Origin of the sequence: Mesorhizobium sp. M0894 (genome assembly GCF_040319725.1) — a bacterium.
Lineage (GTDB): Bacteria > Pseudomonadota > Alphaproteobacteria > Rhizobiales > Rhizobiaceae > Mesorhizobium.
The window spans coordinates 26,970-41,282 of sequence record NZ_JAMYOG010000007.1; the positions used below are offsets into that span (position 1 = coordinate 26,970).

At 60.4% G+C, this 14,313-nt stretch carries 12 protein-coding genes; 2 read left to right on the forward strand and 10 right to left on the reverse strand.

The features are described from left to right. Positions 1 to 9 precede the first annotated feature (9 nt). The 8 genes from NKH91_RS15355 to NKH91_RS15390 form a co-directional block, all read right to left on the reverse strand. A complete protein-coding gene (locus tag NKH91_RS15355; protein ID WP_352493870.1) occupies positions 10 to 489 on the reverse strand; it encodes a class I SAM-dependent methyltransferase in 480 nt (159 codons plus the stop codon). A 202-nt stretch (positions 490 to 691) separates the two neighbouring features. After that, positions 692 to 1,873, reverse strand: a complete 1,182-nt coding sequence (locus NKH91_RS15360; protein WP_352482321.1) for an ABC transporter permease — start codon at positions 1,871 to 1,873, stop codon at positions 692 to 694. Continuing rightward, positions 1,870 to 2,868 carry an ABC transporter permease gene (locus tag NKH91_RS15365; protein WP_023716523.1) on the reverse strand — a complete coding sequence of 333 codons (999 nt, stop codon included), beginning with the start codon at positions 2,866 to 2,868 and terminating at the stop codon, positions 1,870 to 1,872. The genes NKH91_RS15360 and NKH91_RS15365 overlap by 4 nt, the downstream gene beginning before the upstream one ends. A 2-nt stretch (positions 2,869 to 2,870) precedes the next feature. Continuing rightward, positions 2,871 to 4,769, reverse strand: coding sequence for an ABC transporter substrate-binding protein (locus NKH91_RS15370; protein ID WP_023716524.1), 1,899 nt, complete (start codon positions 4,767 to 4,769; stop codon positions 2,871 to 2,873). Continuing rightward, on the reverse strand, positions 4,766 to 6,661 hold the full coding sequence (locus NKH91_RS15375; protein ID WP_352884789.1) for an ABC transporter ATP-binding protein: 1,896 nt from the start codon (positions 6,659 to 6,661) through the stop codon (positions 4,766 to 4,768). The genes NKH91_RS15370 and NKH91_RS15375 overlap by 4 nt, the downstream gene beginning before the upstream one ends. 164 nt (positions 6,662 to 6,825) lie before the next feature. Then, on the reverse strand, positions 6,826 to 8,166 hold the full coding sequence (locus NKH91_RS15380) for an adenylate/guanylate cyclase domain-containing protein (protein WP_023716526.1): 1,341 nt from the start codon (positions 8,164 to 8,166) through the stop codon (positions 6,826 to 6,828). A gap of 51 nt (positions 8,167 to 8,217) precedes the next feature. After that, positions 8,218 to 9,561, reverse strand: a complete 1,344-nt coding sequence (locus NKH91_RS15385) for a nucleotide sugar dehydrogenase (protein WP_352884788.1) — start codon at positions 9,559 to 9,561, stop codon at positions 8,218 to 8,220. Positions 9,562 to 9,668: 107 nt separating this feature from the next. Next, the gene (locus NKH91_RS15390; protein ID WP_352482493.1) at positions 9,669 to 10,829 is read right to left on the reverse strand and encodes a DUF3095 domain-containing protein; all 1,161 of its coding nucleotides are present in this window, start codon (positions 10,827 to 10,829) and stop codon (positions 9,669 to 9,671) included. Between the two features lie 92 nt (positions 10,830 to 10,921). Here NKH91_RS15390 and NKH91_RS15395 point away from each other — a divergent pair, with 92 nt between their 5' ends. Further along, a complete protein-coding gene (locus NKH91_RS15395; RefSeq protein ID WP_352884787.1) occupies positions 10,922 to 12,010 on the forward strand; it encodes a glycosyltransferase family 4 protein in 1,089 nt (362 codons plus the stop codon). After that, positions 12,007 to 12,783 carry a polysaccharide deacetylase family protein gene (locus NKH91_RS15400; protein WP_352884786.1) on the forward strand — a complete coding sequence of 259 codons (777 nt, stop codon included), beginning with the start codon at positions 12,007 to 12,009 and terminating at the stop codon, positions 12,781 to 12,783. Before NKH91_RS15395 ends, NKH91_RS15400 begins: the two co-directional genes overlap by 4 nt. A gap of 90 nt (positions 12,784 to 12,873) precedes the next feature. Here the strand turns inward: NKH91_RS15400 and NKH91_RS15405 are convergent, their stop codons facing one another. Together NKH91_RS15405 and NKH91_RS15410 are read right to left on the reverse strand one after the other, a co-directional pair. After that, positions 12,874 to 13,728, reverse strand: a complete 855-nt coding sequence (locus NKH91_RS15405; RefSeq protein WP_352884785.1) for an MBL fold metallo-hydrolase — start codon at positions 13,726 to 13,728, stop codon at positions 12,874 to 12,876. Between the two features lie 121 nt (positions 13,729 to 13,849). Further along, positions 13,850 to 14,299, reverse strand: a complete 450-nt coding sequence (locus NKH91_RS15410) for a cyclic nucleotide-binding domain-containing protein (protein ID WP_254023581.1) — start codon at positions 14,297 to 14,299, stop codon at positions 13,850 to 13,852. Positions 14,300 to 14,313: the final 14 nt, after the last annotated feature.

Below are 14,313 nucleotides of genomic sequence, written 5' to 3' on the forward strand. Positions count from 1 at the left end.
CTCGGCCCCTCACACGCGCCTACAGATAAAATAACGATCGGCGGGCACCGAAGGCGGCGGCGGGAGGCGTTGCAACTGCGGATGATCTAACGGCATGCCGCTGACCGCGATGCCGCCGACGCGAAGCAGGCGCGCGGTCAGATCGGGAAGCCAGGTAAGGGTCACTGCATCGCGATCTTCATAGCCAGTGCCGATGTCGGCATGAACAAGAGCGGCGTCGATGCCAATGAACCTGCTCGCGGTCTCGCGTATTTCGCCGAGCACGAGATTTTCCGCTTCGGGAATTGAGCTGGCGTGTGCGGCAAGTGCGCGGTCGAACGCTACGATCCGGCGTCCGGGCAGGCGCTCGCGCAGATGGTGGAACGTCCGGCCATTGCCGAGGCCGAGCTCGAGCACAGGCCCCTCCATTTTCGCCACCTCGGCGCAGACATGATCGAGTATGTCGCGCTGTGCGGTCATCCTCCGGATGAAACTGTCGAGGCGACTCATGTGCGATTGTATGTCCTGAACCAGTCCACGAAATCAACTGCCCCCGACCAGAGCGTTTCGCGGCTGAAACCCGACGCCGACGTGTTAAACCCAGATCGAGTCTTGCCGAGGCGAACGATGAACATTGCAACAAGCCAACAGGCCGCTGACAAGGACCATACCGGGTCGAGTCGGCGGCACGGCGCGCGGCGGAATAGCGATCTCACTTGTAGGGGTCTGCGGCGTCCCGCAAGCCGTCGCCGAGGAAGTTGAACGCCAAGATGACGAGAATGACGGGGAGCATCGGCAAAAGCAGCCATGGATAGAACGCGATGACGCTGACGCTGCGCGCCTCGGTGAGCAGGATGCCCCAGCTGGTTATCGGCGCCCTCAGGCCGAGCCCGAGGAAGCTCAGCGCCGTCTCGCCCAGGATCATGCCGGGTATGGAGATCGTCGCCGTCGCGATCAGATGCGACATGAAGCCGGGAATGAGATGCCGCCCGATGATGCGGCTGCTTCTGGCGCCCATCAATTGCGCGGCCAGAACGTAATCCTCCTCGCGCAAGGCTAGAAGCTTTGAACGCACGGCCCGCGCCAGTCCGGTCCAGTCGAGCAGCCCGAGGATGACGGTGATGCCGAAATAGATCAGGATCGGACTCCAGGTTATCGGCATGATCGCCGCCAGTGCCAGCCATAGCGGAATGCTGGGGATCGATTGCAGAACTTCGATTATCCGTTGAACGATCAGGTCGAAGATACCGCCGTGATAGCCGGCCAGTCCGCCGATGACAATGCCGAGCAGGAAGCTGAAACTGATGCCGACGAGGCCGATTGTCAGTGAAATGCGTGCACCATAGATGATGCGCGAGAGCACATCGCGCCCCAGCCTGTCAGTGCCCGCCAGAAAGAGCTGGCCGTTTTCGGCAGGACAGACAAAATGCCTGTCACCTTCGATCAGGCCCCAGAACCGGTAACTGTCGCCCTTGCAGAAGAAACGGATCCGCTGAACATCATCCTGTTTCTCGATGTAGTTCCGCTTGAGCGTGTCCATATCCAGCGTCATCTGACGGCCATAGACGAACGGCCCGACGAGCTGGCCGTTGTGGAACAGGTGCACCCGCTGCGGCGGTGAATAGATGTAGTCCATGTTGCGCGTGTGCAGATTGTAGGGCGCCAGGAACTCGCAGATCAGTATCCCGAAATAAAGCGCCGCCAGGAATATGCCGGATATGACGGCAAGCCGGTGCTTCCGGAATTTCCACCACATCAGCCGCAACTGCGACGCCTGAAAGACCTTCGACTGCTCCGGCGTCATCACCTCGACCGACTGCAGGTCAAAGGGCGCGATGGAAACGTAGTGTTGCAGTGGGGCACCCGGAGCGGGCAGCGGCGATTGCGTGTTCATTTGGTGCTGCCGCCTTGCAAACGAATTCGCGGATCAAGTAGCGCCAGCGCCAGGTCGGAAATCAGGACGCCGATGACCGTCAGGAAGGCGAGGAACATCAGGAACGACCCTGCCAGATACATGTCCTGGCTTTGGAGCGCCTTGATCAGCATCGGCCCGGTCGTTTCCAAAGACAGCACGATCGCCGTGATTTCGGCGCCGGAGATGATGGCCGGCAGGATAGAGCCGATGTCTGAAATGAAGAAATTGAGCGCCATGCGCAGCGGATATTTGACCAGCGCCCTGAAGGGATGAAGGCCTTTGGCGCGCGCGGTCACGACATATTGCTTATGTAGCTCATCGAGCAGATTGGCGCGCAGCCGCCGGATCATACTTGCCGTGCCCCCGGTGCCGATGATCAAGACCGGGATCCAGAGATGGGCGAGGATCGACTTCGCCTTGGCCCAGCTCATCGGCTCGCCGAGATATTGCTGGTCCATGAGATGGCCGATGGACGTGCCGAACCAGATGTTGGCGAAATACATCAGGATCAGCGCCAGCATGAAGTTCGGAATGGCTAGGCCGAGAAGGCCGAACAAAGTCAGGCCGTAGTCGCCCCAGCTGTATTGATGCGTGGCGGAGTACATGCCGATCGGAAAGGCTATGAGCCAGGTAAAGATGATCGTGACGAAGGAAACCAGCACGGTCAGCCACATTCGGTCCCCGACGACGTCGCGAACCGGCAGCTCATATTCGAAGGAATAGCCGAAATCGCCGTGCAGCATCCCGCCGACCCAGTAGAAGTAGCGAATGACCGGTGGCTGGTCGAAACCATATTCCTTGCGCATCATCTCGATGCGATCGGAATCCACCGCTTCGCCCTGAGCCCGAAGCTCGGCAACATAGCTGTCGAAATAGTCGCCTGGTGGAAGTTCGATGATCGTGAACACCAGTGCCGATATGACCAGCAGCGTTGGAACCATCACGGCGATGCGCCAGACAAAATATCGAAGCACGCTCAGGACTCTCCAAGCCAGAATGTATCCGGCATGTAGACACCGAAATAGGCGGTCGGGTCGTAGCCGTAGAGCGCCTTGTCAGGCAGATTGCGCAGCCGCGAGGACGCCAGAATCGGCTGATGCGTTCCGTTCACCGTGCCGATCGAAAACACCTGATCGGTATAGATCGACAGCATTGAATTCCAGATTTCGGCGCGCTCCGTGGCTTCGGTCGATGCGTTCCAGCGCTTGAGTAAAGCCATCAACTCGACCACAGGCGGAAGATCGGGCGCTTCACCGACCTTGCCATGAGACAAGTAGTGAGCACCCCAGAGCGGCCATTGCAGCTGGTCGTCGACGGTGGGGGCCAGTTGGTATGGGTTCATGTCGGCGGTCGGTACGCCATTGTCGATGCCCGACCACATCGACATCACGATCTGGCCACCAAGCGCGCGGCTGCGGAAGATGTCGCGCTGCGAAGTCCGGATGAACAGGGCGATGCCGATCTTGCGCCAGTGATCGGTGATGAGCTCGAGCGCGTCGGTTTCCAGCGTGCTTTCGCCGGCCGTTTCCACTACGAGCTGCGCCGGGCGTCCGTCGGGAAGTATCCGCAGGCCGTCATCGTCACGCGCCTGAAGCCCGACCTCGTCGAGCAGGGCATTGGCCTGGTCGGGATCATGGGCGACCCAGGCTTTCGCGAATTCCGGCCGGTAGAGCGGGCTCTCCGGCAGGACCGTATCGGCACTTTCCTGCGCCAATCCGTAGAACACAGCCAAATTGATCTCGCGCCTGTCCACAGCGAGCGAAAGTGCGCGGCGCACTCGCACGTCACGAAAAAGGCCACGCCACACCTGGTCGGCACAATTCAGATTGGGCAGCAGCGCCAGCCGCGAACCCTGTGTGCGTTTCCAGAGATGCATCTTCACAGGGTAGCGCTTCTCCGCGTCTTTCAGGAAGGAGTAATCGCTGAAGTCAATTCCCATACATTGCAGGTCGCTCTCGCCCGCACCGGTCTTGGCGGAGATGATCGCCGACGAGCTGACATTCATGACGATCCGGTCAACATAGGGCAGTTGCCGGCCATTCTCGTCTATTCGATGAAAGAACGGGTTGCGCTCGAAGACGAATTGCTCGGCCGGCGGCTTGGTCCGGTTCTGCCAGGGATCGAGCGTCGGCAGTTCCGGGTTCTCCGGGCGATACTGCCGCGACATGCGGATATGCAGGAGCGTCCATTTCTGGGCCCGGTTCTCCTTCATTAGGCCGGCGAGCCGGAATGGATCCTGGTATTTCTTGTGGAACTGCTTGAGATAGGCGGCTGGCAGAACAAGCGATATCGGCGAAGCAGCGGCGAGCTTGGGCAGGAAGTCGGGATTGGGCGCATCCCAACTATAGCGGACCGTCGACGGATCGACGATCTCGAAGCGTGGCGGCTTGCCATCCGCCAGCAGGGCCGGGGCGAGCCCGCCTTGCGAAAGCTCGTCGTTCAGCCAGACATCTTCCCAGCAATAGCGAAAATCCTCCGGCGTCAGCAGGCTACCGTCAGACCATTTATGTCCTTCCCGTATCTTGAAAGTGAAGACACGATCATCCGCTACATCGAAACTTTCGAGAATGTCGGCTTGCAAGTTAAGCTTTTCGTCATAGCCGACCAGGCGAGCGTACCCGTAGATCGTCATCATCCGGATATCTTTCTGGCTGCCGATGATCGTGCGCAGCGTGCCGCCATACTGGCCGGGCTGCCGACCCATCGCAGCGAGATTCAATGCGCGCGGGCGCTTGGGCAGGCGTTCGGCGAGGGCCGGCAGCGCCCTGGCCTTCAGCTGCGGCTGAAGAAATTCCGGCTCCAGATCGCCGGCGCGCAACGTGCCCGGCAGAAATGCCGAAGCCATGAGCCCAAGGACGGTGCGCCGGCTGATCAATGGCGTAGCTCGCTGACATCGGCCGAACGTCGGGCCAGCACCAGGTGGCCGCCGCCAAGATCGAGCGGCAACAGCATATCCTCGTCGCCCTCGTCGCGGAATTGCGGTCCCCATGCGCTGGTGTCGGAAGCGCCGCTGAGCTTCAGCGTCTTGAAATCCATCGGCCTGTCGAGATCGGGGAAAGGTACTGCGGCGACCAGTGAGCGCGTGTAGGGGTGGATAGGTTTCCTAAGCAGAATTTCGCGCGGCGCGAGCTCGACGATACGCCCGCCGCACATCACCGCGATGCGGTCTGCCATGTAGTCCACCACCGCCAGGTTGTGGGATATGAACAGGTAGGTCAGGCCCAGTTCCTTCTGCAGGTCCTTCAGAAGGTTCAGAATCTGCGCCTGGACAGAGACATCGAGTGCCGAAACCGGCTCGTCGCAGATCAGGAGTTCAGGTCCCAGCGCCAACGCGCGCGCGATGCCGATACGCTGACGCTGCCCGCCGGAGAAACTGTGCGGATAACGCTTTATGAAGCGCGGATCGAGCCCGATTGCCTGCATCAGGCTCTTGACCGTGGCGAGTCGGGACGCGGCATTGCCACGTTGATGGATTTCCAGCGGCTCGCTCAAGATGTTCTCCACCGTCATGCGAGGTGAAAGCGACGAAACCGGGTCCTGGAAGACCATCTGGATTTTCGCGCGCAGCAGGCGCAGCGCGTCTCCCTCGGCTTCCAAGACGTCGATCGGACCATCGCGGCCGTTGAAGATCACAGAGCCGCCGCTAGGGGTGACAGCCCGCATGAGGATCTTGCTGACCGTGGTTTTGCCGGAGCCGCTTTCGCCGACAAGACCCAGGCACTCACCCCGCCTGATATCGAAGCTCACGCCGTCCACGGCGCGAACAGGGGTTTGATGATCTCCGCCGAACCATCCGGACTTGCGGATCGTGAAGGTCTTTGTCAGATCGCTGACCGACAGCAGGATGTCGTCCGGCCCCTTCGATGCCAGCGCCGTCTGCTTGCCGAGCAGGTTCCCGACATTCACCGGCACCTCGCGGAGCGCCTTTAGCCTTTCGCCAGGCTTCAGGTCGAAATGCGGAACGGCTGCCATCAGGCCCTTCAGGTAAGGGTGACCTGGCCGGCGGAATATCGCCTCCACAGGTCCCGCTTCCATGATCTCGCCATGGTACATGACCACCACCTCGTCGGCGACATTGGCGACCACGCCAAGGTCGTGCGTGATCAGCAGCATCGCCATGTTCAGCTTCGTCTGAACCTCGCGCAGCAATTGCAGGATTTGCGCCTGGATGGTGACGTCCAACGCCGTCGTCGGCTCGTCGGCGATCAACAGGGCGGGCCGGCAGATAAGCGCCATGGCGATCATTGCGCGTTGACGCAATCCTCCCGAAAGTTCAAAGGGATACATGTCATAGGCGCGCTTGGGGTTGGGAAAGCCGACAAGGCCGAGCATTTCCTTGGTCAGCGCCTTGCGCTCCACCCGAGCCATGGGCGTATGAATCTGCAGCGATTCGCTGACCTGATTGCCAATCGTGTGCAACGGCGACAGCGATGTCATCGGCTCCTGAAAGATCTTGCCGATGCGGCTGCCTCTCAACGCCCGGATTTCGGGTCCGTCACGCGGCATTTGCAGGATATCCTGCGTCGTGCCGGGCTTTTCAGGATCGGAAAACAGGATACGGCCGCGGATATGGGCTGTGTTCGGCAAAATGCCCATAACTGCCTGGCTGAGAACCGATTTTCCGGAACCGGACTCGCCCACAAGCGCGGTAACCTTGCCGGGCAGGACGCGAAGATTTGCACGCCTGACGGCATGCAACGGTCCCCCTATAATGGCAAAAGAGATGCCAACATCCTCGATCCGCAGCAGATCAACGCCCAAATTCATTCTCACACCAGCCCCACTCTGGCGGCCTGCCGGTCGGCAGGCCCAGAAAAGCGAGACTAGCGCATTGCCAGCCTAGAGCAACTTGGATTCGAACAGTCGCCAGTTCCCTGGCGGAACCGGCGACCGGACTGCATACCAAACGCGTTCGGATCAGATCGTGGCGGTTACTGGAGCTTCCTCGGGTCGCCCGCCGACAGCCGCGCGGCATCGCGATGAAGCAGCATGACCTGCTCGGCGTCCGATATTCGGTCGTAAATCGGCTCCAGCGCACCGTCTTCATCGAGTGCAAGAGCACCCGACAAATCGGGTGAAAGCACCGTCAGCTTCTGCTTGATGCCCGCCAGTTCCTCCTTGCCGAGCGTCAGCCAGTTGTTGGCGCTGCAATAGCCGGCGAAATCTTCGCTGGCGAGAACGCTGTGCGAATATTTCTTGGTCAGGGTCTGAAGGCGCTGGACCTCGTTTACAGCCGAGCCGAAGACAGAGAATGTGAGCCGGTCGGAAAGCCCGACATTGCCGAACATCACATTGCCGACATGCAGGCCGATGCCGAATTTAATGTCGCCCAACCGCTGCTCCTTTCTGCGCAGATTGAGATCCATCATGCGCGCGGTGGCCTTGTGCGCTGCCGCAAGGGCAGCCCGGCAGGCGATCTCGGACTGCGCACGGTGCCTTTCGCAAGGGTAGACAGCAATGAAGCCATCCCCCAGGAAACTCATGATCTGCCCGCCTCTGCGATTGAAAGGTGCAGCAATGGCATCGAAAAACTGGTTCAGCGTATCGATATAGATTTCGCGGCCGGAGGTTTCGGCAAGCCTTGTCGACCCGCGCATATCGGCCATGACCAGTGCAGCCCGGATTGTGTCGCCCTCGCCGCGCTTGATCTGGCCGTCCAGCACCCGCCTGCCGGCGTCGCCGCCGAGATAAGTGGTCATCATGTTGTCGGCGAGCTTGGTGAGCACCGCCATCTTGGTTGCGATAGCGAGATGGTTCTGGATCCGCAGCAGCGCCGAAATCATGTTGTCACTGAAGCCTGCAGCACTGTCGGTGGACCAAGACCCGATCATGCCCTGACTGGTGTTGCCGCTGAACGGATGGACGAAAGCCATGTAATCGGTGACGCCCATAAGCTTGAGGTCATCGAAAACAGGAAATTCAGACGGCACCGACGGGTCGAGCCGGCGCCGCAGATGGTCGAGTTTGTGGCTGAGCAGATGGTAGTATGGGCTGGTCAGGAATCTGTCGGAAGGAACGCCGTCGTCATGACGGAAGCCTTCTACTTCCAAGCCCTGGCCGCGGAGCCAGGTGAAGCCAAGCGCGTCATAAAGCGGATGAAGCATCGAAAAGCTCAAATGCACCCGCCTCAACGGCAGGCCGGCAGCAGCCAGCCGTTCACAAAAGCCCTTTACCAATGTTTCCAGGTCGTCGCCCGCCAGCGCCGATTGGGTCAGCCAATCGGCAACCTTATCCATGAGAATGGCAGAAATTTCTGCTTGCGCTGTGCTCATGCTATCTCGAAATCTCCTTGATCCGCCACAAATTCGCCGGCTCGGACGCCGTCAGGCCTTCACCACCGTCTCTCGGGTTAGCCCGAGGCGGCCAAAAACATTGCGTGTGTCGACGATCAGAAGAGCGTGATCCGCGATCGCCTGATAGTCAATCGCGTCGTGGTCGGTTGCAACGACGACAGCATCGAAATCCTTCAAGGCCGCCTCGGTCAATTCGACCGAGCGACGCCCCTTGATCGCCATATGCTCCCGTGTGGTCGGGATCTCCGTAACATGCGGATCGTGGAATTCCGCCTTGCCGCCCCATTCCTCGATGAGTTCAATGAGCCGCAATGAGGGGCTTTCGCGGATGTCGGGCACATTCTTCTTATAGGCGAGCCCGATGATGAGAATGCGCGAGCGGCTGAGCGCCTTGCCGCAGCGCCGGTCCAGCGCCTTCGCCAGTTCATCGACCACATGACGCGGCATAGCCGTGTTGATCTCTGCCGCCAGCTCGATGAAGCGGGTCGGCAGTTCATATTCGCGCGCCTTCCACGTCAGGTAGAAGGGATCGATCGGAACGCAGTGGCCGCCAAGTCCGGGGCCGGGATAGAAAGGCATGTAGCCGAAGGGCTTGCTCTTTGCCGCCTCGATCACCTCCCAGATGTCTATGCCCATCGCACCGAGCACGACCTTCAACTCGTTGACCAGGGCTATGTTGACCGAGCGGAAGATGTTTTCCGTCAGCTTGACCGCCTCGGCGGTCGCCGTGGTGGAAACCGGAACAACGGTCTTGACCACGCCCTGGTAGAAAGCCTGAACGAGTGTCGCCGCTTCAATGCCGTCGCCTGCCACGATCTTGGGGATCGTCGCGACTTCAAAGCTTCGGTTGCCGGGATCCTCGCGTTCGGGCGAGAAGCCGAGGAAGAAATCCATCTTCGACCGCAAGCCGGTTTCTTCCAGTATGGGCTTGATCACGTCGTCGGTGGTGCCGGGATAGGTGGTCGATTCCAGCACGATCAGCTGGCCGAGACGCAGATGCTTCGCGATGGTGCCTGCCGTGTTCCTGACAAAGGAGAGGTCCGGCTCACGGTTTTTCGTCAGCGGTGTCGGAACGCAGATGATGATGACATCGCAGACGGCCAGTTCAGCAAAATCCGCAGTGGCGCGGAACCGTCCGCTCGCCACCTGGCCGGCAAGGGCTGTCGAGGTCACCGCCTCGATATAGGATTGGCCGTTGTTCAGGCTCTCGACCTTCTGGGCTTCGACGTCGAAGCCGGAAACCGGGAAGCCGGCGCGTGCGATCGCAACCGCCAGCGGCAGCCCGACATACCCCAGTCCGATCACGCCGACTTGCGCGGCGCGCGTCGAAATCCGGTTCAGAAGACGGTCATATGTCGATCGTGAGGCGTCCAAAAATCTGCTTTCCCTTAATTCGGACAGACCCGTCCGCTTCCATGGCGAGGCTCACTTGGTCCCAAGAACCCCGAGGCATATTGCGGAAAATCGATGTCCGCAAGCTGTCAGACCGGCACCTTCGCCTTCAGGCTTGCTGCAGCCATCGCATAGCCGCCGGCGGCGCCATCGATGAAATGAACGTGATCGCGCTGCAGCGGCGAGGCGACGAGGCATGTCATCAAGGCCGATTTCTGGCGGTGCAGGCCATAGTTGCAGATGCCCGCCTCTTCCGCCTGTTTCAGCCGGTTCTCGATCCGTTGCAACACATCCGCGTCAACGTCGATGGTCATCTTCAAGCCGTCGTCGAACTTCCGGAAATCCGAATTGCTGGCCACGTCGCGTTTGTAGATCTTCGGATCGAATTTGCCGATCGTCCAGCCATATCTATCGGTAACAGCCGTAAGCGTCATCAGGAACACTATCCACAGCTTCGACAGCCATCGCCGTCCTGCCGGCGCCGTGGCGCGCGCCTCGATATCGAGGCCGGCGGGCAGCAAACTGTAGTCCGGTCCGTTCACCGGCACCGGGTGGCCATCGCGTTCCTGCCTGCCGGCAAGGGCGATGATGTCGGAAACCAGAAACTGAAAACCGCGCAAGTCGCGCGACGCCCCCGGTATGGCTATGATCGAGACGATTTCGCCATTCCGGGCTTCGATCGGGTTCCAGCGGCACGAGAGGCCGGTCAGATCCGGCCGCGCGCCGGCCGGCGCTGGATCGATGCGGTAGCGCCCCGCTTTCATCTCGGCTTCCGCCCAACTGCCGCCACCGCCGGCGAACATGGCATAGAAGACCGCTTCGGAGGCCTGGAACCTCGCCACGCGAACGTCGAGGCCTTGCGCTCTGATATCCTTTATCGGCACGATTGCGGCACGCAAGGTCAGGTCGAGTTCGTCCGCCACCCATCTCTGGACAGCCGCCAGCGCGTTGCGGGTGATCTCCAGCGCCGAGCCGGGAAATGCCACGAGCGCGCCGTCGCCGCCGAAGACAAAGGGAAGATCTTGCCGACCCAGCGCATTGAGCAGCGCCGAAATGACGCTGGCACCGGCCATATTGACGGTTTTATAGCGCCCAGCCCCGATCGCCTTGGTCGAGCCGACGATGTCGGCGGTGGCCAGCGCCCAGCCATCGGGGAGAGGCCGATAGTTATCGATATCGGCAACGCTTTCGAACTTTGCGAAGACCGGCAGGGAAGCGACAAACGGATCGGACGCGGCAGCTGTTTCCATGAGCATCAGATAGCACATTCCACTGCTTGAAGGTGAAGTCGATCATGCTTCGAAATTGACTTGCGCAGGCTTTCCGATGATAGGGTCCGGCGATGCGAATTGCCTTCTACGCGCCGCTGAAGTCGCCCAATCATCCCGTTGCCTCCGGCGACCGCCAGATGGCACGGATGCTGGTCAAGGCGCTGGAGCATGGAGGGCATAGCGTCGAACTAGCATCCGAATTACGCTTCTATCTACGCGAACCGGATTCGAAAAGTTTCGACGCGCTCAAGGTCGAGGCCCGGGAGGAAGCCGCGCGGCTGGCAAGGCTTTGGGATCGTGACGGCAAGCCCGGTCTGTGGTTCACCTATCATCCCTATTACAAGGCGCCCGACCTGATCGGGCCCGAGCTGGCGTTGGCCTTTGGTGTCCCCTATGTGACAGCGGAAGCCTCCTATTCGAGGCGGCACAACACCGGTTTGTGGGCCGATACGCAAGCGTTGGTGGCGCGAGCTGTCGAACAGGCAGCGCTGAACATCTGCTTCACGCAAAGGGATCGTCAGGGACTGGCAGATGCGATTCCCGACGCCGCTTTCGGCATGCTTTCGCCCTTCATCGACACATCGGTATTCCGGGAAACGCCGGCACGGAGTTGTCCGACGCGCCTCGTTACCGTCGCCATGATGCGCCCGGGCGACAAAGTCGAAAGCTATCGCATGCTGGCGCAAGCGCTCGGTCCGATCGGCCACCTGCCCTGGACCATGTTGGTCGTCGGGGATGGGCCTGCCCGTGACGAGGTCAAAGCGCAATTCGCCGGCTTGCCCGCCGCCCGTATCGAATGGCTTGGCGCGATTGAGCCAGCCGCCGTGCCGGATGTCCTCTACAGTGGGGGAATTTACGTCTGGCCGGGTTGCGGCGAGGCCTATGGCATTGCCTATCTTGAAGCACAGGCCGCCGGCCTTCCGGTGGTGGCTCAGGACATCGCCGGCGTGCCGGAGGTCGTGCGGGATGGCCAGACCGGGTTTCTCACCCCGCCGGGCGATGTTGCGGCGTTCGCTTCTGCCATTGAAAGGCTTCTGGCCCGTAACGACGAAAGAACCATCATGGCCGCGGAAGCCAGACGTTTCATCCTCGAAGAACGTTCCCTCGGTGCTGCAGTGGCGCGGCTGGCCGAACTCCTTGCGAAGATCCCGGTTTCATGACACCCGATCAGATCTGGCAGCCCTTGGTGGAAGAACTGGCGTGCCGGCAACGGGCAGACCGCAAGGCAGAGTTCTGGCTGCGCGACGATGACGCCGTGGGTCCGACGCCTGCGCTTGATCGGCTGCTCGACCTCACCGGTGAATTCGCGGTTCCGGTGACTCTGGCCGTCATTCCGGCCCTGACTGATGAGAAGCTTGCCGTCCGGCTTGACGAGGCGCCGCATGCCACGGTCGCCATCCATGGCTGGGCGCACCGAAATCATGCGCCCGAGGACCAGAAAAAGCAGGAGCTCGGCGCGCATCGGCCACGCGAGGCGGTGCTCAATGATCTGGCTCGCGGGCTGTCGCACGTAACCGGCCTGCACGGCGCACGTACCGTTCCGATGCTGGTGCCACCCTGGAACAGGATTGACGCCGGCTTGGTATCCGACCTTGGATCGATAGGATTTGCGGCATTGTCGGTCTGTGGGCCGCCGAGGCGCGCTTCACTGGCGGTCATCAACAGCAATGTCGACATCATGGATTGGCATGGCACGCGCAGCTGCCGCGATCACGGCCTATTGGTTCAGGCTATCATCGCGCAATTGCAGCATGCATTCGATGGCGGCGAACCGGTCGGTCTGCTCACCCACCATCTCGTACACGATGAATCGGCCTGGCTTTTCCTCGAACGGCTGTTCGCCGTCACCGCACGGACTGAAGCCTGCGCATGGCTTCCGATCAGGACATTGATCGGGCGCAGCGCCGGTAGAGCAATTCCAGGAAAAGTGTGAACGATTTTCCGTCTGGAATTGCGTCAAAATAAAGAGATAGAGCGCTTCGCCGTTTCTGTGAAACGGTGAAGCGCTCTAGAGGAAAATAGCTCAGCGCTTTTTGCGCAATAAGACTGGAAGTTTGAGCGTCTGGCCATCCCGCGCGGCAAAAGCGCCGGTAAACCTGTCCTTGGCCAGTTTCTCGATCTTGTCCAGTTCCTTGTCGGTGCGTGTCGGATCGTGGTGAAACAGCGCAAGCCCCCGCGCACCGGCCGCCTCACAGAGCTTGACGCCCTGTTGCCATGTCGAGTGCCCGTAACCGCGGCGGCGTTCCATTTCCTCCTCGGTGTAGGTGCAATCGTAAATGACGAGGTCGGCATCTTCGATCAGGCCGAGCACCGTCTGATCGAGTTTGTCCGGCTCGTGCTCAGTGTCTGTGATCACCGCCACGACGCGGCCGCCCCATTCGACCCGGTAGCCTATGCAGCCGCCCGGATGGATAAGACTGCCGGTTCGGACCACCACCCCTTCGCGCGGGCGAAGCACGTCTCCGGATACAAAATCGCGATAGTCGAGGCTTGCCTTGCTGATCTCCAGTTTCACCGGAAACCACGGCGGCCGCATGAACTCATCGACCATCTGCCGGGTCGTCATGTGTCCTGCAAGATGCCCGGACCAAAGCGTAACCTTGGCGCCCCGGTCATAGATCGGCGCAAAAGACGGCAGCCCGATGATGTGATCGTAATGGCAATGGGTGAAAAGCAGGTCGAAATCGGTCACGCCCAACGCCTGAAGCGCCGCGCCGGCAGGCCGTAGGCCAGAGCCTGCGTCGAACAGAAGCGTATGCTTACCGCATCGCATCTCGACGCAGATTGAGTTGCCGCCATAGCGAGAGAATTCTGGCCCTGATACCGAAATGCTGCCGCGGACACCCCAAAACCTGACCAGGAAAACGTTGTCGTCCATGCTACCCCTTCGCCATCATATCCAAACAACTGCTGCTAGGCGAGACAGGCTTTCTCCGGGTGATCTTCTCAGCGAGAGGACAGTGCCGTCACGACGGCGAGGATCGAGCGCACGTCCTTCGTTATTTCGCGCTTCGTGCGTCGATCAGATCCGCGGTCGTATGGCTTAGGCGATCGGCAAGAACCCGCAATATCTCGATGGTCATTTCCGGGAACTCCCTCATAAGCCTCAGGAAATGATCCTTGCGGATTCTCAGGACTTCCAGCGGACTTGCCGCTCTGACGGTGGCAGTGCGGGAGCTGTTGCACAATATGGCGATCTCGCCAACGATCGAATTTGGCTCCAGTTCGGCAACTTTTATCGGTCCGCTGTCGGAATCGACAAGAATATCCGCCCTGCCTGAAAGGATGACATAGGCGGCGTCTCCCTCGTCGCCCTGCCGGAAAAGGATCTGGCCGGCGCTGTAGCTCACACGATCGGATGTGAACGCAAGCAGCTTGAGCTTTGTCGGCTCGATGGCAGAGAACAAGGGAACGCGTTGCAGCATTCCAACTTCATCCTTGAGCAGCATTGTCGCAAACCTTC

Bases quoted from the DNA above. Each gene is read 5' to 3' on its own strand.
- NKH91_RS15400 (WP_352884786.1), top strand. From the start codon at position 12,007: ATGACACCCGATCAGATCTGGCAGCCCTTGGTGGAAGAACTGGCGTGC.
- NKH91_RS15405 (WP_352884785.1), bottom strand. From the start codon at position 13,728: ATGGACGACAACGTTTTCCTGGTCAGGTTTTGGGGTGTCCGCGGCAGC.
- NKH91_RS15375 (WP_352884789.1), bottom strand. From the start codon at position 6,661: ATGAATTTGGGCGTTGATCTGCTGCGGATCGAGGATGTTGGCATCTCT.
- NKH91_RS15380 (WP_023716526.1), bottom strand. From the start codon at position 8,166: ATGAGCACAGCGCAAGCAGAAATTTCTGCCATTCTCATGGATAAGGTT.
- NKH91_RS15390 (WP_352482493.1), bottom strand. From the start codon at position 10,829: ATGGAAACAGCTGCCGCGTCCGATCCGTTTGTCGCTTCCCTGCCGGTC.
- NKH91_RS15395 (WP_352884787.1), top strand. From the start codon at position 10,922: ATGCGAATTGCCTTCTACGCGCCGCTGAAGTCGCCCAATCATCCCGTT.
- NKH91_RS15360 (WP_352482321.1), bottom strand. From the start codon at position 1,873: ATGAACACGCAATCGCCGCTGCCCGCTCCGGGTGCCCCACTGCAACAC.
- NKH91_RS15410 (WP_254023581.1), bottom strand. From the start codon at position 14,299: ATGCTGCTCAAGGATGAAGTTGGAATGCTGCAACGCGTTCCCTTGTTC.
- NKH91_RS15355 (WP_352493870.1), bottom strand. From the start codon at position 489: ATGAGTCGCCTCGACAGTTTCATCCGGAGGATGACCGCACAGCGCGAC.